Source organism: Amycolatopsis rubida, assembly GCF_900115345.1.
Classification (GTDB): Bacteria; Actinomycetota; Actinomycetes; order Mycobacteriales; family Pseudonocardiaceae; genus Amycolatopsis; species Amycolatopsis rubida.
Genome location: NZ_FOWC01000006.1, coordinates 412718 through 432500 on the forward strand (window position 1 = coordinate 412718; position 19783 = coordinate 432500).

The following is a 19783-nucleotide window of genomic DNA, read 5'->3' on the forward strand; positions in this document are numbered from 1 at the left end:
TTCACCGCCAGGAAGAGTGGTAGCCGGTTTCGAGCTTTTCGCCCTTGTGCCGCCACTTGGGCTCGGCATCGGCCTTGCGTTCGGTGATGTGGCGCAGCTTGCGGATCACCGAGCCGTACGCGCCGCTGGCCAGCGACGAGACGTGCGCGCCGGGCGGTTCGTCCATGAACGGCATGAACTTGTCCGGGAACCCGGGCATCGTGCAGCCGATGCAGATGCCGCCGACGTTCGGGCAGCCGCCGACCCCGTTGATCCAGCCGCGCTTGGGCACGTTGCACTTCACCACCGGGCCCCAGCAGCCGAGCTTGACCAGGCACTTCGGCGAATCGTAGGCGTCGGCGAACTCGCCCTGCTCGTAGTAGCCGCCGCGATCGCAGCCCTCGTGCACGGTGTTGCCGAACAGCCAGCGAGGCCGCAGGTGGTCGTCCAGCGGGATCATCGGCGCCTGCCCCGCGGCCTGGTAGAGCAGGTAGGTGATGGTCTCGGACAGGTTGTCCGGGTGCGTGGGGCAGCCGGGCACGCACACGATCGGGATGCCCGCGCCGGACTTCCAGTCCCAGCCGAGGTAATCGGGCACGCCCATCGCGCCGGTCGGATTGCCCTGCATCGCGTGGATGCCGCCGTAAGTGGCGCAGGTGCCGACCGCGAGCACGGCCAGCGCCTTGGGCGCCAGCCGGTCCAGCCATTCGCTGGTCGTCATCGGCTGGCCGGTCTCCGGGTTGTTCCCGAAGCCGCACCAGTAGCCCTCGGACTTGATCGCCTCGTTCGGGATCGAGCCCTCGACCACCAGCACGAACGGTTCCAGTTCGCCGCGATCGGCCTTATAGAACCATTCGATGAAGGTGTCCGCGCCCTTGTCCGGGCCGCACTCGAAGTCGATCAGCGGCCAGTGCACGGCGATCTTCGGCAGCCCCGGCAGCGCGCCGAGCACGATCTCCTCGATGCTGGGCTGGGTGGCCGCGGTCAGCGCGACGGAGTCTCCGTCACACGACAGTCCCGCGTTGATCCACAAGACATGGATGGGTTTCTGGTCTTCCCAGGCTTGGGTCACGGCCGCACCTCGAGGTCGTCGAGCGCGTGCAGGGTCAGCTCCCACAGCGCGTGGTAAAGGGTGGTCTGTGCTTCCTGGACGCGGTGCACCGAGGGCGAGGGCACGACGAACAGGTGGCCGATCGAGTCGAGTTCGGCCATCTTCCCGCCGTCGTAGCCGGCGATGCCGACGGTGACCATGCCGAGCCGGGCCGCCTCGTCGAAGGCGGCCAGCAGGTTGGCGGAGTTGCCGCTCGTGGACAGCCCGACCACGACGTCCCCGGCCCGGCCGAAGGCGGCGACCTGGCGGGCGAACACGACGTCGAACCCGATGTCGTTGCTCAGCGCGGTCACCACGGCGATGTCGTTGGTCAGGCAGAACGCGGGCAACGGGCGCGGTCCGGGCAGCGCGGGGGAGGGCTCCGGCGCGAGGAACAGGCTCGCCAGCTCCTGCGCGTCGGTCGAACTGCCGCCGTTGCCGAACGCGAGCAGCCGCCCGCCGCCGGAGAAGGCACGGGCGAGGTCGGCCGCGCACGCGGCCAGCCGGTCGCCGTCTCGCGCCAGCACTTCGCGGCGCAGTGCGACGATCTCCCTTGCTTTGTCCGCTGTGGACTGTTCAACCTGGGTGAGGACGGCCTTGAGGTCGCCGGTTTCCCGGTACAGGAACGGATAGAGTTCCCCGAGTCCGTTCGCGCCCACGGGAACCGATTCCCGCGGCATGGCGCTCATCTCCCTAGCGAGGGTTTTCCAGCCGTGCGATGGCTTCCCCGGCGTGCACCAGAATGTGGTCGCCGACGCCGGCTCGCACCAGCGCCACGCTGACCTCTTCCCGGCTCCGGCCGGTGTCCACGACCGCGAGCCCGTCGTCGAGCAAAGCGAGCACGACGACCTCGACCGCGGTGTCCGAACAGGTCACGCACACCCCGTCCGCACAGACGGGGCCGGCGTCTCTGCCGGCCGTCATCGCGTCACCTCCGGATCGAGAAGTCCGGGCTGCTCGAAGAAGACGTGCACCAGTTCCCACAGGATGTGATAGGTCGTCACGTGGACCTCCTTCACCACCCGAGGGTCGGCGGAGCGGGCGACCAGCAGATGGTCCAGGCCGGGGGTCGCCGCGACGGCGGTGCCGTCCCCGCCGGTCAGCGCGACGGTGAGCAAGCCCAGCTCGTGCGCGGTCTCCAGCCCGCGGCGGACGTCGAGTCCGCCGCCGTCGGCGGAAATGCCCAGCGCGATGTCCTGCGGGCCGCTGAGCAGTCGCAGCTGATAGGCGAAGACCTCGGCAAGCCCGTCCCGCTCGGCGACTCCAGTCAGCGTCGCCATGTCCGCGGTCAGCGACACCGCGGGCAGGGCGCGCTTGCCGACGATGACCGGATGCACGAACTCGACCGCGATGTGCTGCGCGTCGGTGCCGGACCCGCCGGTGCCGAACACCGCCAGCTTGCCGCCGCGGTGGAACCGCTCGGCCATGTCATGGCACGCCGCCGCCACGGCGGCCGCCTGGTCGACAAGGCCGAGAGCCGGCTCCGCACGGCGGTCGAACACGGTTTGCGCAGACCACGGCATCGTGGCACTTCCCTGGCGCTCGGTGGTGGGAGCAGTCGACCCACGGTAGATCTGTGTGCTAGGTCACGCAAGTGAGGCCGGCCCGGTTCCACCGAGCGTGCGAACCGGGGGTCAGCGTGCCGCGGCAGGGCGCCGGTCCGGCATGGTCCATCGGCGGTTCACCCTCTTCAGCCACCTGAGCGCGCAGGACAACGTGTCGCTCGCCGCGGCCCGAGCGATGGAGCGAGCGAGGTCGTCGTGCGGGAACGAGCCGAGAGGCTGCTCGGCCGTGTCGGGCTTTGCGATCGGACGAGCCATTACCCTGGCCAGCTGTCCGGCAGCGGGTGGCGATCGCGGACGCTGGCGATGGATTCGCCGGTGATGCTGTTCGACGGGCCGCGTCCGGGATGAAGATGATCTTCGCCAAGCACGAAATGGGCTTCGCCCGCGGCAAACCGTCTACGGCTTGTTCCGGCATTGGCGGCGCGCCGGCTGCGTGCAGACCCGGGCGGATGCCGCATCGGCAGCGATCCGCGGAAAGAACCGCCAGGCGGTATCGGCGAGCCCGAACCGGCCGACCACGTGCTGGGCGGTCGCGGGGAGCCTGGACGAGCAATCTGCAGCTGGCCGCCGAGAAGGGCCAGAAACCATCGTCGTTGCTGGTGACGGCCGGTCAACGTGGTGATTCGCCGCAGTCGGGGACCGTGCCGGGCAAGGGCCGGGTGGCCCGCGTCGGCGGTGGGCGGGCCCGGACCTGGCCGGAACGTGTCCTGGCCCGCAGTTCCCGCGCCGACCGGCCAAGTCTTCGGCGGCGCGGGATCGTGTGGACGATTCCCCAGCCCGCTGATCAGGTCCGGCATCGCCGCGGCCAGCCACCCGCGTTCGGCCCGCGGAATCGCAAGCAACAGCACGCGATCGGGTGCCGCGTCAACCGGATCAAACGCAACCGAGCCGGCACCGTCCGTCTCGCGGCGATCAACGAGTGGCTGTGACAGTGAAACGACCGCACGCTGACGAAACTCATGCGGGTGTGGCGCGGGCACGAGGGAAGCTCACAGCGAAATGACGTCCAGCTCCGACGGGGCGGTCAGCCGGCCGTTGAATCCGACCCGGCGGCAAGCCTCTTGGACAGCGGAATAAAATTGGGTGATCGGAAGGTCTGCGGGCACGTAGTGGCACAGGACGAGATGCCGGACTTTCGCTTGATGCGCGACCTGGGGCACCACGCTTACATCGGTATGAGAATTGAACAGGTGTTTTCGAAGCCCCGGCTGCTTCGCCGCCGGGGCTTGCTGTACGAGCAGCTTTTCGACCGCGCTGTTCATCTGCACTTCATGGAACAGGACGTCGGCTCCCTGGGCGAGCGCAATGAGGTTGTCGTTGGGGCCCGCGGTGTCTCCCGAGAACACAACGCTGCGGCCGGTAGCGAGAATGTCGAACCGATAAGCGTAGGCGTCGGGAACCTCGGGCCCGTGAAACACTCGCGTCGCGGTCACCCTGACCAAGTCGTCGCGGAGGACCTCGACGCTGCCGGTCGCCGGGGCGGATATGACGTGCGCGGTCACTCGTCGCGGCGGCCTGTTGCCGGAGAAAAGCCTGGTCGCCTCCCCGAGGCTTTGCTGCATTCCGCTGACCACCGCGTCGATCTTCGGCGGGCCCCATACGTCAAGGTCTCCTACCGGAGAGGGGGTGTAGGTCCAGCCGAGCATAGCTACGTCGGTCAGGCCGGTGACGTGGTCGGCGTGGTGATGGGTGATGAATATGTTGCCCAGCCCGGCGAATCCGATACCGGACTCCACTAACTGCTGATCCGCATTTCCGCCGCAGTCGACGAGGTATACTCGGGTGCCGACCACCAGCGCCAGCGCTGGTTGCGAGCGGGTGGTGCTGAGGATGGGCCCCCCATTCACCCCGAGCACTCGCACGTGGTCTCCCGCCGGTGCGGCGGGTATCCCGCTCATGGCGCCTTCAGGCGAACGTGCTGGTTCCGAGCACGCGACAAGCCCTCCTGCGGAAGCGACGGCGGCCAGCCCGAAGAACGCTCTTCTCCGCACCGGTGCGGCCGGCGGGCTGGAATCTTCGTTGACCATGATCAGATGTCCATCCTTCGCGTTTCGCTGGTGAACGTCTCGGCGGTCCGCGATCCGCCGTCGGGGCTGGGCAGACACAGCTGGTCCGAACCGTCCGGCAACTGGTCGGGCAGTTGCCGGTTGTGGTGGCAGACAGGGTTTTCCCGTGATGGCGTGGCGGAGTGCGGCGTGGGGGTGATGCCGTCTTCGCGGGGTGGTGGAGACGCGGGAGCGCACGGTGGTGCGCCAGTCGGCGAGGTTGAGTCGCGTTTGGTCATGCGGGTGTCGCGTCCGGACTGGTTGCTGGTGAAGGGAACGGTCAGGTCGAACGGGAATCGCAGGACGTCTTCGCGGTGCCGGTGCGGCCGTTCGGGCCGGGCCCGGGTTTTGGGTTGGCCGGGTCTGCCGCCCTGGGTGCGTCCGGTGTGGCTGCGGGTGTGCGGGGTCGCCCTGCGGCGAGGACGTTGCCGGGGGGTCTCGCGGGGGTCGAGTTCACCGGCGGCGGCGTTGAGTTCGTCGAGGAAACCGCTGAGCCGGGCGCGCCAGTCCTGGCCGGTGGGTTTCGGCGGCGCTGAGCAGTTCGCCCTGGTGGTGGGCGTTGCCGAGCGGGCGGGTGAGGTCGCAGGTGCGGCGGCGCCATCCGTCGTGCGCTGCGGTCCCGGCGAAGCCGGGCAGGATGGCGTCCCGGCCGCGGGTTGCCGTTCCAGCTCGGCAGCCCGCTCGGTCATCCGTTCCAGCTCAGCCCGCGACAGCTCAATCGTCGCGATCACGGCCGCCTGCGACACCACCAGGGCGGCAAGCTCGTGGGGCGGGTTCACCGGGTTTTGGTACTCGACCAGGCACAAGCTCATCTTGCTCCTTCGGCAATCCAGCTTGAGTGCGTGTGGCATGGTTCGCGAGACCCAGAGCATCGGGGCCTCCACGAGCTGAGATTGGCGTTGCCGAACAACGGTTTCGATGCGCTGCTGGCGGTGGTCCGCGCATTCGGCACGCGCCCGGCCGCTGGGCGGGCGGGGCCCGAGAGTCCGGCCGCGGCGGCGAAACTGTCGCGGCCGGCTCCGGCGGATGTGGTGCGATTGCCCAGGGGCTGCGGCTAGCAAGAGTTCTTCGGCGCGCTCCCGGCGAATGCGGAAGCGGCAAAACTGAACGCGTCCATCCGTGACGCCCCGATCACCGAGCCGTGATTCTCGCCCTGGTAGGATTTGTACTCGATCGACGCGCCGTGGTCGCACAGGCTTCGGATCATTTGCTGCGTGGTGTCGGGAGTGACGGTGGTCTGATCCTTGTCGCCTTGGATGATCAGGACGGGGACATTCATCGTCAATGAGGACGGGTCTTGGCGGCGAAGGAATGCGGCGAGTTTGTCGGTTTCTTTGCCGGATTTGAGATACTGTCCTGGCTGCAACTGTGGCAGCTGGGCGGTCTTACAGCTTGCTTTGGCCGCATCGACCTGCGGCATCATGTGATCTGTCACCAGCTGATGGAGATCGATCGTGGGATCTGTAACGTGCGCTCCCGCGACCGTCCATGCCAGAAGCATCTGGACCAATTGAGAGATAGGCTTTCCGTTAATTACGTCGTCAATAAACTTCAGGATGCCCGGACCCGTCGGGGCGATTGCTATGGCACCCTTGAGCGTATACTTGGCACGGGCGTGATCGCTTAGGCCGGCGGTCCACAATGCGGCACCTCCGCCCTCGCTGTGCCCGGCTGCCATCCAGTCGTTGCTCAGCTTGTCGCTCGCCGAATGAGCTGCGGTGACAATATCAACGATTGCGTCGGCATTGCTCTTCTGGTTCAGTTCGGGCCGCGGCCCTGCCGCACCCCATCCCGCATAGTCGGTGCGCACCACCGCATAGCCTCGCTTAAGCCACTCGTCGAGGTACGCGTCGGAGCTCGCGCTCCCCACAAGCGACGGGGCGCATTGAGGAGCGACTCCGGTCGCGCCTTCGCCCCAGCTGATCACCGGGTAGCCGCCGGGCGGGGGCGGAGTGGCAGGGAGCGACACTCGACCGTACACGACGGTATTCTGGCCGAGGTAGGAAGTCGAGACGTAGGAGATTCGGAGATTCTGGGAAGCGTCCGGCAAGCCGCCTTGCGGCTCAGCGGTCAGCAATTGGCCCGGATGCGGCAGTTCCGGAGTGCGAGCTGCCGGAGCACCGCTGCACGCCGCGAGTGTCAACCCAGCCGCGAGCAGAATCGTCAGTGGACGACGTCGCGCAAAGAAGGAACTTACGTTCATCTCATTCTCCTAGAAGGGTGGACCGATGGGTGCGACGGTCGCCCATCCCCGCTTGTCATACTGCGTTGTCGCAAATCGGATAATGAAGCATGCGTGCCGGGCCGGCGGCAGCCGGCGGTGTGCACGGGAATCGCCCGTGCGGCGGGTGGCGGAAAGCTCGATTCATCGTGAAGAGATCGTCGGCGCCCGGCGAAGGTGGCCGTGCCGGCGATCAGGGCCTGCCCTGGCCCGCCGCCCGGGCTGCGCACCGGTCGCCTCGGCGGTGACGGCATGAGTGGGCGTGACCATGGTCGTGGGTCTCCTCGCCGGGCCGATCGCAGGTCGCTCAGTGCTAAGATACTTTGTTCTAAGCTATAGTAATAACCTCCGCACGTGCTTTGTCAAGGGTTGCCGTGATCCGGGGCGGCGGGAGTCGCTGGTGGACCCCGCCTGTTCCGTGGAGAGCCGATCAGGCGCATGCCGGCCCGCGCGGAGGGACGTCGCAATGGGTCTGACGCGCTCCGGACGCATGCTCGGGAACATGAGGCCGAGGCGGCAGGGTCGTTGGTCGGCTCGGGTCGGCCGGTCGCTGAGACTGCCCGGCCCGGGACCTGGGAATCGGCAAGGCAACGCCGGGTGCCTGGCTGAACAAGGCGAAGGCGGAACGGCGTGTTCAAGGAGAAGCCGCTCGAAGTGAACGAGTGGCGCGATGGAAGAAGCGGGAAGGGGAAACTGGCGCTTGAAGGCGGAGTGTGATCTGCTGAAAAAGCGGCGCGGTCTGCGAATCAAGGCCAGCGAGGTTCGCATTTATTGCCAAAATTGCCGAGGGTTCGCCCGTGAGGCGTCCCAGGCCGGATTTTCGCATGCTCGACGCGGCAGGTCCCCCCGCGTGGTGCGGGACGAGGAATTGGCGGCCAAGATTATCGGGTCCGAATGCGAGCATGAGGGCCGCTGCCGTATCGGCCGGATGCGCTGCGAGCTGGCGCCGCGGGGCACGTTCGCTCGCCCGGGCGGGTCCGGCCGGTGGTCTGCCCGCGTCCCTGCAGGACCGCGACGATGCACGCCGCGGTCGGCTCGCTGGGCTGGTCGGCCGCGCGTTCGCCGAGCGCCCGGACGAAATATGGCACGCGGCTGTCTCCGCGCGATCGCCGGAGGGGTGCATCCTGCTGCGGTCATGGACGAGTGTTCTCACAAAGTCCCGGGATGGTCAATCATCATACCTGCGTGCACCGGGCTCGTCGCTGACGACCGGAACTGGCCGACTGATCTTTTGTCTCGGCCGGAAAGCCCGGTGCGCGTTCTTCCGGTTCGCACGGTATCTCGCTGATTTCGGAATCGACGCTCCAATCGGCCCAGTTGGTGGCATCCTCCGGCAATGCGCTCGCGGAATCCGCCATCGGGCTTTGTGAAACCGAGTTGATTGAGCCACATGCGCAAGGCGCAAAATATGGTGCCGACGTCGCCATTGCCGCGTGAATCGAGTGGTGCGACATCCGGCGGCTCCATGGAGCAGGCGGCCGCCCGTCGGTCGCCGGGCCCGGACAACGAGCGTCCGCCGAACCCGAGTGGTTCCGGTGCGGTCAGTGGCCAGTTGCCGGGCAGTGCTCTGCTGGTGTTCCGCAGGGAGAACGTCCCGGGCGGGTGACGGTCACCGGTGCCAATTGCACCTCGCTCGTGCGGCGGCTGCTTATACCTCGTTGCTGGCGCTGTATTCGGCTGCGGCATATTCGCCGTTCAAGCTTGCGAGAACTCGTCAGGAGCTCCTGGGCCGCGATGCGGCATCGCGTGACTCGGGCACAGGAAGAGCCGGCCGCAGTTGCGAATATTGCGCCGTCGCGGCCCTGGCAGGCGCTGGGCACACCGTGCCCGCTGTAGCCAAGAGGCAGGCGAGCGCGCCCTGGCCCCCGCTGCGGGCTGCCTGCTGTGCGACCCCGCTCCGGAACCGGCAACAGCCAGCTCCTGGCGCTCCGAAGGCGGCCTTGATGACGCTCGTGTGACTGAACGCCTCCAGGTTTCCCTCCTGCCCCGCGTTGACCGCCCGCCGGTCCTTCGGCATCGGCCTGGATCGCGGGCTTGACTGCGAAGGCATTCCAGTCGTCAAAGGTCCGCGCTGTCGGCGGCAATCCTCGCTGATCGGCACAGTCGCTGGTTCGAGGTGAGCCAAGGGACCATCAGCCACACGACCGCGGCGACTGCCTTCCTGGATTCTCGCCCCGGACGGAACGCCGCGGTCCCGGGCCGATCGTGCGGAGCGAGGCTCCCGCCCGGGTTCCGGTTGGGCACGTCAGCCTTGGCGGGCGTCCGGAGGCAGCGGCGTGCGCGCTTGCCGATCAGTCCGCCTGCCCGAGAGCCGGAAACCGGCGGCGGAGCGAGGAGATGCCCGGGATCGACAACTGTGTCCGAACAGGACGGAAGTCCTGTTCGGGCCGCGGCAAGGCAGTGGGATCTTCTTACGCCTCGCCGCCCGGGATCGCGGCGCGCAGGAACCAGGCGACCTGGTCTTCTAGCTTCGGGATCTCCGGGAGGTGGCGGCCGCTCTCGCTGGTGTAGATGCGGGAACCCAGGATGCGGAAGGCGAGCGTGGAGGCGAAGCGGGTCCAGGCCACCCGCTGGTCCTGGGTCAGCCCCGGCGTGATCCGGCTGACGGCGGCGAGTTTGCGGTCGAACACCGCGGCGGACTTCGCCAGGTAGGACTCCATGAAGCCGGGGTGATTCGCGGCCTCGGCAAGGAACCGCACGGTGAACTCGCCGTTCGGCTCGTGCGCGATTTCGGTGATCGGCCGGGTGAAGCATGCGATCACCTCGGATGCTTCCGGAGCCTCCGCGGACTCCACTGCGCGCAGCCAGTGGTCCTGCCGTTCGGTCAGGTGGCTCATTCGAGCCTCGAGCAAGGCTTCGACGAGGTTCGGTTTCGAGCCGAAGTGATAGTGGATCGCGGCCGGATTCACGCCGCTTTCCTTGAGGATCTCCCGGGTCGACACGGCGTCGATGCTGCGTTCGGAGAACAGCCGTTCGGCCACTCGCAAGATCATGACGCGAGTGGCCGCTCCGTCCGAGCGGCTGGTGCGAGCGCCTGCGGCCGCTCCGCGAGCGCGCTGTGTGTTGGTCACCCGCCCAGCATACTTCAATCAGTCGCTTGACAGAATTAGGGTCGCCTGAATAGCGTGACCGCCGTCACGAGCACTTTCGCCCCCCCCCGGCCACCCGCACCGGGGTTCCCGCAGGTGAGCACACAAGGCGAGGGTCATGAATCTGCTTCTCAACGCACTGGTCACCGGTGTCGCCGTCGGCTCGGTGTACGGGTTGATCGCGCTGGGGTACAGCGTCGTCTACAGCGCGACGCACGTGTTCAATCTGGCGCAGGGCAACCTGGTGATGGCCGGCGTCCTGCTGTCCTACTACACGCTGGTCGTCCTGCACTGGCCGCAGCCCGTCGCGTTTCTCCTGGTGGCAGGCGGCATCTGCGCGCTCAGCTTGATCGAGGAGCGCACCGTCGTGCGCCCGCTTCTCGAGCGGAACTCCGCCGGGCACAACATCGGCTGGTTCATCTCCACACTGGCCTTCGGGCTGGTGATCGAAACCGTCGCGGCGGTGCTGTATGGCGACCACCCGCCGCTGGCCGTGCCCAGCTTCCTCCCGGCTTCGCCTATCCGGCTGGGCGAAGTGTCCACCACGCCACAGCTCGCGTTGGCAGTCGCGGCCCTGATCGTCGCCACGTTCGCCATCGAGTCCTTCTACCGCCGGAGCTGGCTGGGCCAGGCGATGCGCGGTGCCGCGCACGACCGCGAAGTCGCGGCCCTGCGCGGCATTTCGCCCGCGCGCGTCAGCCGGCTGGCGTTCCTGCTCGGCGGGTTCGCCGCGGCGGTCACCGGATTCGTGCTCGCTCCGATCGTCTTCTCCGACGTCACCCTCGGCCTCAGCTACAGCATCAAGGGTTTCGTCGCGCTGGCGATCGGCGGCTTCGGCAGCATTCGCGGGACGCTGGCCGGCGCGCTGGTGCTCGGCATCGGCGAGCAGTTGTTCGACGTCTACGTCAACCCACGGTACGAGATCCTGGCCGCGCTGCTGTTGTTGCTGCTCGTCCTGGGCATCCGGCCGAACGGGATTCTCGGCGCGCGAAGGGCACGGACCGTATGAGCACCCGGAAAATCCTCCGTTCGGCACGCCCGAGCCGGCTCATCGCGATCGCGGTGCTGGCCGCGCTCGCGCTCGCGCCGATCGGCAATGCGGACAACGACTATCTGCTGCAGCGGCTGGAGTTCCTGCTGGCCGCGCTCCTGGTCACGGTCGGGCTGAACGTCGTGACCGGATACGCCGGGCAACTGTCGATGGGCCCAGGCGCGATCTTCGCGCTCGGCGGCTACACCGCGGCGCTTCTCGCCGACCATTTCCCGCAGCGGGCCGGGCTGCTCGCGATGAGCGCGGGCGCCGTTGCCGTGGCCGCGATCGCCGGGTTGGTCATCGGCGTTCCCGCCTTGCGCATGGGCGGCTTCTACCTGGGAATGGTCACGCTCTTCATTGCCCTGCTCGTCCCGGTGATCTGCGAGAACCTCGCCTTCACCGGCGGCACGGTGGGCATCTCGCTGGCCGCCAATCCGTTGTACGAGCCACGCCTGACCGGGCTGGCCGCCTACGAGACCGGGATCGCGATGGTCGCGTCGGTCGTCGTGGTGTCGGCCCTGCTGCTGCATTCCAGGCTCGGCCGCCGCTTCCTGGTCATCGCGACGGGCGACGAATTGCCTGCCTCCCTCGGAATCGCCGGATACCGGGTGAAGCTGCTGGCCTTCATGCTCAGCGCGGTCCCCGCTGGGCTCGGCGGCGCCTACTACGCGTTCACCCAGCAGTTCATGAACGCCCAGAGCGCCAACGCCGACCTGTCGATCTACCTGCTGGCCGCCTGCGTCATCGGCGGGCTCGGCACCACGCTCGGTCCGCTGATCGGCGGTGTGCTCGTGATGGGCCTGTATGAGTTCCTCGGCGGATTCCAGCAATACACCGGAATCATCCTGGGCACCGCGCTGGCGGTGTGCGCCCTGGTGCTGCCGGACGGATTGGCCGGCCTCGGCCGCGGCCGAGGCTCGGCCCGCCTCGCCCGCTGGTTCGGCGGCGTCCTGCCCCGGAACCGCAAGCCGGCGGTGCCGGGCTGGTCCGGCGCGGTGGTCCCGCAGGTCCGGGTTCCGGTCGCCGCCCCGCTGGCCGGTTCCGCGGAATCGGAACTCGTCGTGCGCGACGTCCGGCGGGCGTTCGGCGGCGTGACGGCGGTGGACGGAGTGGACCTTCGGCTGGCCGCCGGACAGGTGCACGGGCTCATCGGCTCGAACGGTTCGGGCAAGACGACGCTGCTGAACCTCGTGTGCGGCTTTGCCCGGCTGGACGCGGGCGAGATCGTCCTGGACGGGCACCGCATCGACGCCGCCAAGCCGTACCAGATCACGCGGCTGGGAATCGCCAGGACGTTCCAGACGCCCGCGATCGTGCCGGACTTGAGCGTGGTGGAGAACGTCGCAGTCGCGGCCTCGTCGTCGCACCCCTGCGGCGACCTGTCCGCGGTGCTTCGGCTGCCCCGCGCTCGCCGGGCCGACGCGGCCGCGGCGGCCCAGGCTCGCGACTGCCTGGCGCTCGTCGGCCTGACCGGCCTGGCCGGCGCGCCCGCCGGCGTGCAGCCGCACGGCACCCGGCGGCTGATCGAGATCGCCCGCGCGTTGGCGCTGCGCCCCCGATTCGTGCTGCTCGACGAACCGGCCGCCGGGCTCTCCCCGCGCGAGCTGGCCGTGCTCCGCGGCGCAATCGAAGCGGTCACCGCCGCTGGTGTGGGCGTGTTGTTGATCGAGCACAACGTTCCGTTCGTCCTGGATCTCGCGGCGAAGGTGACCGTGCTGCACGAAGGCCGCCGGATCGCCTCCGCCACCCCCGACGAGCTGCGGCGCGACGACACAGTCGCCCGTTCGTTCCTGGGAGCCGCGAATGTTTAGCAACCGCAACGGTTCCGTCGCCCGCGGCCGGCCGTCCGACGCCGGCGGCGGTGCCGCGAACGCAATCGCCGGCCGGGGCGGACAACCCGCGCCGCCGGCGCCGGAGCTGGTCGTGGCGGACCTCTGCGCGGGGTACGGAGCGATGCAAGTGGTCGACCGGGTCGGATTCACGGTCGCCGCCGGTGAGGTGGTGGCGGTGGTGGGCCGCAACGGAGCGGGCAAGACGACCACCCTCGCCGCGGTCGCCGGGCTGCGCCGCGGCCGCACCTGCGGGCAGGTGCGGCTCGGCGGAACCGAGGTGAGCAGTGCCCCGCCCGAAGACATCGTGGCTCGTGGCCTCGCGCTCGTCCCTGAGGGGCACCGGATCTTCCCCGATCTGACCGTCCTGGAAAACCTCCGGATGGGCATGTTCCCGTGGCGGCGCCGCGGGGGAGCGGAATTGCGCGGCCGGTTGTCCTGGGTGTACGAACTGTTCCCGGTCCTGGCGGAGTTCGCCCAGCGTGAGGCCGGGCGGCTGTCCGGCGGACAGCAGCAGATGGTCGCGATCGGGCAGGCGCTGATGGCACAGCCGCGCGTGCTGCTGCTCGACGAGCCCACCTCGGGGCTCGCGCCCGCCGTGATCGACGACATCTACGACGTCATCGCCCAGCTCAGCACCGCGGGAACGGCGGTGGTGGTTGTCGAGCAGAACCTCGACCGTGCACTGGCGGCCTCGTCCCGGGCCTACGTCATGGACAGCGGACGCATCGTCCTCACGGGCGACTCGGCCGACCTGCGCGACGACCACCGCGTCGGCGCGATCATCCACGGGCTCGCCGAATGACCGCGGCACCCGTCCACCCCGTCAGCCGCCGGCCCGCAGGCGCCGGCGCCGGAAAGGAGCACGCGATGCGGCTGACGGACGCCGCGGCGATCGCCGGCATCGGATCCACCGCGTTCGGCAAGCACCTCGACGGTGCGGAGAAGGACTTGGCCTGCCAGGCCATCGTGGCGGCGCTGGACGACGCGGGCCTCGACCCGGGCGAGGTCGACGGCATGTGCTCCTACACGATGGAAGAAACCGACGAGGTCGAGATCGCCAAGAACATCGGCGCCGGCGAGATTGCTTTCTTCAGCCGGATCGGCTACGGCGGGGGCGGCGGCTGCGCCACGATCGCGCAGCTGGCCATGGCGGTGGCGACCGGGAGGTGCACCGTCGGTGTGGCGTGGCGGTCGCGCAAGCGCGGTTCCGGTCTGCGGCCGTGGGCCGCCGCCGAGGGCCAGCCCTCGACCGGGGCGCAATGGACGCGGCCGTTCGGCCTCCTGCGTCCGGCTGACGAAATCGCGATGCTCGCCCGCCGGTACCTGCACACCTATGGCGCCACCCGGGATCACCTCGCCAACGTGGCGCTGGCCTGCCGCCGCCACGCCAATGCCAACCCCGGGGCGATGATGTTCGAGCGCACGCTGACCCGAGAGCAATACCATGCCGCGCGCTGGGTCTCCGAACCGCTTGGCCTCTACGACTGCTGCCTTGAGACCGACGGTGCGCTCGCCTGTGTCGTGGTGTCCGGAGAGCGCGCCGCCGACCTGCCCCAGCGCCCGGTGTATGTCCACAGCGCCAGCCAAGGCTTGCCCAGGCAGCACCACGGAATGACCAACTACTGGGGCCCGGACCCGTTGCGCGGCCCCGGTTACGCCTGCGCCCGCCCGCTCTGGCGCGCCGCGGAATTCACTCCGGCGGACGTGTCCGTCGCCCAGATCTACGACGCGTTCACGCCGCTGGTGCCGTTTTCCCTGGAGGCGTACGGATTCTGCGGCCCCGGGGAAGGCGCGTCGTTCACCGAGGACGGCGGCATCGAACTCGGCGGACGGCTGCCCGTCAACACCTCCGGCGGCGGCCTGTCCGAGGCGTACGTGCACGGCTTCAACCTGATCGTCGAAGGCGTCCGGCAGCTGCGCGGGACCGCGACGACGCAGGTCGCCGATGCGCGGACCTGCCTGGTGACCTCCGGCGAATGTGTCCCGACCAGCGCTCTGCTCCTGCGGAACTAGGGAAGACAGATGATCACAACCCCGTTGATCGACGACGACGGCGCCGCCTTCTGGGAGGCGGCCGGCTCAGGCCGGCTGGCTGTCCAGCGGTGCGGCGCCTGCGAGACCCCGCGCTTCCCGCCGCGCCCCATGTGCCCGGCGTGCCGATCCCGGGCCGTCATCTGGACCACGGCGTCCGGCTATGGCGAGCTCTGGTCGTTCGTCGTCGCCCATCCGCCCTTGCTGCCCGAGTTCGCGAGATTCGCGCCTTATCCGGTCGTCGTCGTGGAGCTCGAAGACGAGCCCGGGCTCCGGGTGGTCGGCAACGTGGTGGCCGCGCCGGACGCGCCGATCAACTCGGTGGACCCGGCCACCCTCCGCATCGGACTGCCGGTGCGGGCCGTCTTCGCCGAAATCGCTCCGGGCGTCGTGCATCCCCGGTGGATGCCGGCATGAGCGCGCCTCCGGGCGTCTTCGACGCACATCAGCACTACGGCAATCTGCTGCTGTCCGACGCCGGCGGCATCGAGACGCCCGCGTCCGGCCAGGACTCCCGCGATCATGCCGACCTTGCCGATCGCATCGCGCGCATGACCGCGATGAACGTCGACGCCGCGTTGCTCATGCCGGTCAACCGGTATCTGCGACCGAACGGCGTCGCCGACACCCGGGCCGTGAACGACGCCCTGGCCGCCTATCAGAACCTCGACCGCGCGCGGTTCCCCTGCGCAGCGGGCATCACCGAGCCGTTGCACGGCACCGCCGGGCTCGACGAGATCCGGCGCATCCGCGAGGAACTGGGCTTCGTCGGCGTGTCCTATCACGCGCGCTGGCAGGGCGTCAGCGCCGACGACCCGTGGATCAAGCGCGGGCTGGCGGTCGCGGGCGAACTGCGCCTGATCCCGTTCGTGCACGCGCACGCCGAATCGGCGCTCGAAGCGCCGACCTGTGTCTCGAACCTCGCCCGTGCCTTCCCCGATCTCCCGATCGTGGTCACCGACGCCATGTCCACCACCACCAATTACCTGGCGTACCTGGACATCGCCGAGCGCTTCCCGAATCTCTATTTCGACACCTCGTGCGTCCTGCATCCCGCCCTCCTCCGGCGCTGGGCGGCACGACTGGGAACAGCGCAGCTGATCTTCGGCACCGACCTGTACTCAGGCGGGGCGTTTTACACGATGACCGGGCCGGGCGAGATCGCCGGTCTCGGCCTCGGCCCGGAAGCCGAGGCCGCCGTTCTCGGGGCGAATTTCCGCCGGCTGCTGGCGTGGACAGAAGGAGAGAACAGATGAACCGGCCCTCGATCAAGGCGGGAATCGCGACCGTGCTGAGCTGCCTGCTCGCCGCCGCGTGCGGCAGCGGTGCCGGCGGCGCCGGGTCGACGGCGATCCCGAAGGGATCCGTCCAGCTCGGAGCGCTGCTGAGCCTCAGCGGTCCGGTCGCCGCCATCGGCCTGACCCAGCAGAAGACCTTCACCACACTCGTGGACCGGCTCAATGCCGCGGGCGGCATCGCCGGGCACAAAGTCGACCTGAAGATCTACAACGACCAGGGAGATCCGGCCGTCGCGGTTTCCCAGGCCGGCAAGGCGGTCAGCGACCACCTCGCCGGCATCGTGTACGCGGGCACCACCGCCACCAAGAACCAGGCGATCCCGATCTTCATGAAGAAAAAGATGCCGGTGGTCATGCTGGAAGGAGACGACCGGTTCGCCGACCCCGGCCATTACCCGTACATGTTCAGCAACTATCCGTCGGAGGGGTACACCGCCCAACGGCTCGCCCACTACGCGGCGAAGCGAGGCGACACCAGGATCGGGATGCTCTCGGACGGACTGCCCTTCGCCACCACCATGGTCGCCGGCTTCCGGAAAGCCGCCGGCCCCAACGGCATCACCGCGCTGGGCCCGGCGACCTACGACCACGCTGCCGTCGACATGACCGCCCAGCTCCGGCAGCTCAAAGCCAGCGGCGCCCAAGCGATCGCGCTGCTGTCCTCGTCCGGGCTCGGGCACATCTACGACGGATTGCGCACGATCGGGTGGACGCCGCACATCTACGCCAACAGCACCGCTTATTCGGTCGGCTACGACTCCCTCGGCAGTCTCGCCGCCGAAACCACGGCCAATTGCAACGCACCGCTCAAACCGGGCGAACAGCTCGACCCGAAGCTCCGCGAGGTGTTCCAGGCGGTGAGCGCGGTCACCGGGGTCACGCCGAGCCTCGCCAGCGCCGTGATCAGCAATGACGACCTGCTCATTTTCAAAGCGGCGATCGAGGGGACCAATTCCGTCGACCCGGACAAGATCCGCGCCTTTGTCGAGGGAATGAAGAACGTGTCGTTCACCTCGCCGAGCTACACCTACACGTTCTCGCCGGCCAACCACAACGGCTATCCGCTCGACCGTCTCGGCATCTGCGCCATGGCCCCGCTCGGACCGTTCGACTACCCGTACTCCGTCCGCGACGCCGGCTGATTCCCCATCCGGACCACAGAAGGGCAGGCATGGAGCAGAAGCGAGCCGACATCGCGGAGTTTTTCGCACCGGACGGCGTGGTGGTGATCGGACGCCTCGATCGGACCAGACCGGCGGCGGAGGTCCTGCGGGAACTCCGCACTCGGTACGGCACCGATCGGGTCTTCCTGGTCAATCCGGCAGGCGGCACGCTCGGCGGTATCCCGGTCTACCGATCGGCCCTTGAGCTGCCGGAGCCGGTTGACCTCGCGGTGATCAGCACCCCGCCGGCGATCACCGCCGACGTCGTCGCCGAGTGCGGCAAGCGGGGCGTGCGCTACGCCCTCGTCTTCACCTCGGGATTCGCCGAGGTGGGCGGCGCCGGCGCCGCCCACGAACGGCGGCTCGCCGCGGCCGGTCGCGAGCACGGCGTCCGGATCATCGGACCGAACACGAACACCAACGCGTTCGAGGCGATCCCGGTCCCGCCGGGCCTGCCCGGCGGGAAGATCGGGCTGCTCACCCAGAGCGGACACCAGGGCCGGCCCATTGTCCAGGCCGCGCACACCGGCGTGGCGTTCTCCCGGTGGGTGCCGACCGGCAACGAAGTCGATCTCGACGTGGCCGACTTCATGGAGTATTTCGCCCATGACCCCGACACCCAGGTGATCGCCGGATACTTCGAGGGGTTCCGGAATCCGGACCGGTTGCGCGCCGCGCTGCACGCGGCGGGCGAGGCGGGCAAACCGGTGATCGCGCTGAAGATCGGCGGTTCCGCCGCCGGCGAGCGGATGGCGGCGTCCCACACCGGACACCTCACCGGCTCGGACGCGGTCGTCGACGGGCTCTTCGCGCAGCACGCGGTGACCAGGGTCGGCGACCTCGACGAACTGGTGGACACCGCCGCGTTGTTCGCGAAGCTCCCGCGCACCGCGAGCGGGACGCGCGTCGGGCTGTACTCGATGTCCGGCGGGTCGTGCGCGCTCATGTCCGAGATCGCCGACCTCGCCGGCCTTGAGATCCCCGAACTCGCCGAGCCGACCCAGCGAGCGCTCCGCGCGCTGCTGCCGAGCTACCTGACCGTCGCCAATCCTGTGGACAACGGCGGTACGTTCCTGTTCACCAGCCCGCAGTCCGACCGGCTCCGCGTCCTCGAACTGATCGCCGCCGACCCGAACGTCGACCTCCTCGTCGTCGGCGTCACCGGAGCGGTCGGGACGATGAGCGACAACATGGCCGCCGACCTCAGGGCGTTCGCGGCCGACGCGCCCTGTCCGGTCGTGGCGACGTGGAACTCCAGCAAGGTCGACGAGCCCGGATTCGACGATCTGGTCGCGGCCGGGATTCCGCTGTTCCGGTCGTTTCGCAACTGTTTCGGCGCGTTGCGGGCCTGGCGGGACTACCACCGCCGACGGCCGGATCTGCGGGTCCGGCACACCGATCCGGCACCACTGTCCGCCGCGTCGGACACCGCGCTGGGGCGCGGCGGCGTGCTGCCGCCGTTCTCCGCGCGGGATCTGCTCGCCGCCGCCGGGATTCCGCTGGTCGCCGAAGACCTCGCCGCGAACGCTGACCGGGCGGCGGCGCTCGCGGAATCCGCGCCCGGACCGGTGGTGCTGAAGGTCGCGTCGGCCGACTTTCAGCACAAGTCCGATTTCGGGCTGGTCGAGACTGGAGTACGGGATGGCACCGCGGCACGGGCCGCGTTCGGCGAGATCATGTCCCGTGCCCGCGAGGCGAACGCGAACGCGGCGATCGACGGCGTCCTCGTGCAGCAGCAGATCACCGGCGGCGTCGAGATGATCGTGGGCGCGATCCGTGATCCGGTGCTCGGGCACGCGGTGCTCGTCGGCTTCGGCGGGATCTTCGCCGAGATACTTCGGGACACGGCGGTGCGTCCGCTGCCGCTGGACGTCCGGGACGCGACCGAGATGATCCAGTCGCTGGCCGGCTATCCCTTGCTCACCGGCAACCGGGGGCGGCCCGAGGCCGACGTGGCTGCCCTGGCGGAGGTGATCATGGCGGTGGCCCGCCTCGCGGCAGCTGCGGGCGACCGGCTCCTCGAACTCGACCTGAACCCCGTGATCGTGCTCCCGTCCGGCGCGGTGACGGTGGATTCCCTGATCGTGACCGCACCGTGAGCCGGACGGCGCCGTGCGGCCGCCCTCGCAGCTGGCATCCAGGTGATCCCCGGCCGCCTCGGTCAAGGTCTGCGGCGCGGTCAGAATCCCCTGTCGGGCACCAGTCCGCTGCCACCGCCGGAACAGTCGGTAAACAGCGGTCCAGGATCGGTGTCCCGCCTGCCGGTCCCGCCACGGGGCACCGGTGCGGACGCGGTGCCGCTGGGATGTCCACGAGGTCTCCGGTGTTCAGGTTTTCTTCGCCGGCGAACCGGCTGCCGGAGACCTCGCCCCTGTCGAGCACCGACACGCCCGGCACCAGCCCAACCTGCCCGAGACGACTTCGACACAGGCCCTGG

General features: G+C 69.0%; 17 protein-coding genes. 9 read left to right on the forward strand and 8 right to left on the reverse strand.

Annotation, left to right across the window (positions count from 1 at the left end; all coding sequences use genetic code 11):
• Window position 1 precedes the first annotated feature (1 nt).
• From BM362_RS24670 to BM362_RS24685, 4 genes are read right to left on the reverse strand one after another with little or no spacing between them, the layout of a single operon-like run.
• Entirely contained in the window at window positions 2-1051 is a 1050-nt protein-coding gene (locus BM362_RS24670) for an NADH-quinone oxidoreductase subunit B family protein (protein ID WP_093574702.1), read from the reverse strand.
• Window positions 1048-1749: a D-sedoheptulose-7-phosphate isomerase gene (locus BM362_RS24675; RefSeq protein ID WP_093574793.1), complete on the reverse strand. Its 702-nt coding sequence runs from the start codon at window positions 1747-1749 to the stop codon at window positions 1048-1050. Before BM362_RS24675 ends, BM362_RS24670 begins: the two co-directional genes overlap by 4 nt.
• Window positions 1750-1762: 13 nt before the next feature.
• Window positions 1763-1993 carry a HypC/HybG/HupF family hydrogenase formation chaperone gene (locus BM362_RS24680; protein ID WP_208865318.1) on the reverse strand — a complete coding sequence of 77 codons (231 nt, stop codon included), beginning with the start codon at window positions 1991-1993 and terminating at the stop codon, window positions 1763-1765.
• Window positions 1990-2592 carry a D-sedoheptulose-7-phosphate isomerase gene (locus tag BM362_RS24685; protein ID WP_093574703.1) on the reverse strand — a complete coding sequence of 201 codons (603 nt, stop codon included), beginning with the start codon at window positions 2590-2592 and terminating at the stop codon, window positions 1990-1992. Before BM362_RS24685 ends, BM362_RS24680 begins: the two co-directional genes overlap by 4 nt.
• 641 nt (window positions 2593-3233) lie before the next feature.
• Between BM362_RS24685 and BM362_RS46920 the strand changes: the two genes are divergently transcribed.
• On the forward strand, window positions 3234-3563 hold the full coding sequence (locus BM362_RS46920; RefSeq protein ID WP_143132478.1) for a hypothetical protein: 330 nt from the start codon (window positions 3234-3236) through the stop codon (window positions 3561-3563).
• Window positions 3564-3623: 60 nt separating this feature from the next.
• Here the strand turns inward: BM362_RS46920 and BM362_RS24690 are convergent, their stop codons facing one another.
• The 4 genes from BM362_RS24690 to BM362_RS24705 all read right to left on the reverse strand — a co-directional run bounded on the left by BM362_RS24690 (window position 3624) and on the right by BM362_RS24705 (window position 9971).
• Window positions 3624-4661 (reverse strand): MBL fold metallo-hydrolase, encoded by a 1038-nt coding sequence (locus BM362_RS24690; RefSeq protein WP_093574704.1) that lies wholly within the window; start codon window positions 4659-4661, stop codon window positions 3624-3626.
• Window positions 4662-4663: 2 nt separating this feature from the next.
• Complete coding sequence (locus BM362_RS46925) at window positions 4664-5491, reverse strand: hypothetical protein (protein ID WP_143132479.1); 828 nt, start codon at window positions 5489-5491, stop codon at window positions 4664-4666.
• A gap of 242 nt (window positions 5492-5733) precedes the next feature.
• On the reverse strand, window positions 5734-6882 hold the full coding sequence (locus tag BM362_RS24700; RefSeq protein ID WP_093574706.1) for an alpha/beta hydrolase family protein: 1149 nt from the start codon (window positions 6880-6882) through the stop codon (window positions 5734-5736).
• Between the two features lie 2429 nt (window positions 6883-9311).
• Window positions 9312-9971 carry a TetR/AcrR family transcriptional regulator gene (locus BM362_RS24705; RefSeq protein ID WP_143132480.1) on the reverse strand — a complete coding sequence of 220 codons (660 nt, stop codon included), beginning with the start codon at window positions 9969-9971 and terminating at the stop codon, window positions 9312-9314.
• Window positions 9972-10107: 136 nt separating this feature from the next.
• Between BM362_RS24705 and BM362_RS24710 the strand changes: the two genes are divergently transcribed.
• The 8 genes from BM362_RS24710 (at window position 10108) to BM362_RS24745 (ending at window position 19445) form a co-directional block, all read left to right on the forward strand.
• A complete protein-coding gene (locus tag BM362_RS24710; RefSeq protein WP_093574708.1) occupies window positions 10108-10998 on the forward strand; it encodes a branched-chain amino acid ABC transporter permease in 891 nt (296 codons plus the stop codon).
• On the forward strand, window positions 10995-12833 hold the full coding sequence (locus BM362_RS24715; RefSeq protein ID WP_093574709.1) for a branched-chain amino acid ABC transporter ATP-binding protein/permease: 1839 nt from the start codon (window positions 10995-10997) through the stop codon (window positions 12831-12833). Before BM362_RS24710 ends, BM362_RS24715 begins: the two co-directional genes overlap by 4 nt.
• Window positions 12826-13656 (forward strand): ABC transporter ATP-binding protein, encoded by an 831-nt coding sequence (locus BM362_RS24720; protein WP_208865319.1) that lies wholly within the window; start codon window positions 12826-12828, stop codon window positions 13654-13656. The genes BM362_RS24715 and BM362_RS24720 overlap by 8 nt, the downstream gene beginning before the upstream one ends.
• A 65-nt stretch (window positions 13657-13721) precedes the next feature.
• The gene (locus tag BM362_RS24725) at window positions 13722-14867 is read left to right on the forward strand and encodes a thiolase C-terminal domain-containing protein (protein WP_093574710.1); all 1146 of its coding nucleotides are present in this window, start codon (window positions 13722-13724) and stop codon (window positions 14865-14867) included.
• 24 nt (window positions 14868-14891) lie between these two features.
• On the forward strand, window positions 14892-15302 hold the full coding sequence (locus tag BM362_RS24730) for a Zn-ribbon domain-containing OB-fold protein (RefSeq protein ID WP_208865320.1): 411 nt from the start codon (window positions 14892-14894) through the stop codon (window positions 15300-15302).
• Window positions 15299-16141 (forward strand): amidohydrolase family protein, encoded by an 843-nt coding sequence (locus tag BM362_RS24735; protein WP_093574712.1) that lies wholly within the window; start codon window positions 15299-15301, stop codon window positions 16139-16141. Before BM362_RS24730 ends, BM362_RS24735 begins: the two co-directional genes overlap by 4 nt.
• Window positions 16138-17325 carry an ABC transporter substrate-binding protein gene (locus BM362_RS24740; RefSeq protein WP_093574713.1) on the forward strand — a complete coding sequence of 396 codons (1188 nt, stop codon included), beginning with the start codon at window positions 16138-16140 and terminating at the stop codon, window positions 17323-17325. Before BM362_RS24735 ends, BM362_RS24740 begins: the two co-directional genes overlap by 4 nt.
• A 29-nt stretch (window positions 17326-17354) precedes the next feature.
• Window positions 17355-19445, forward strand: a complete 2091-nt coding sequence (locus tag BM362_RS24745; protein WP_093574714.1) for an acetate--CoA ligase family protein — start codon at window positions 17355-17357, stop codon at window positions 19443-19445.
• Window positions 19446-19783 lie beyond the last annotated feature (338 nt).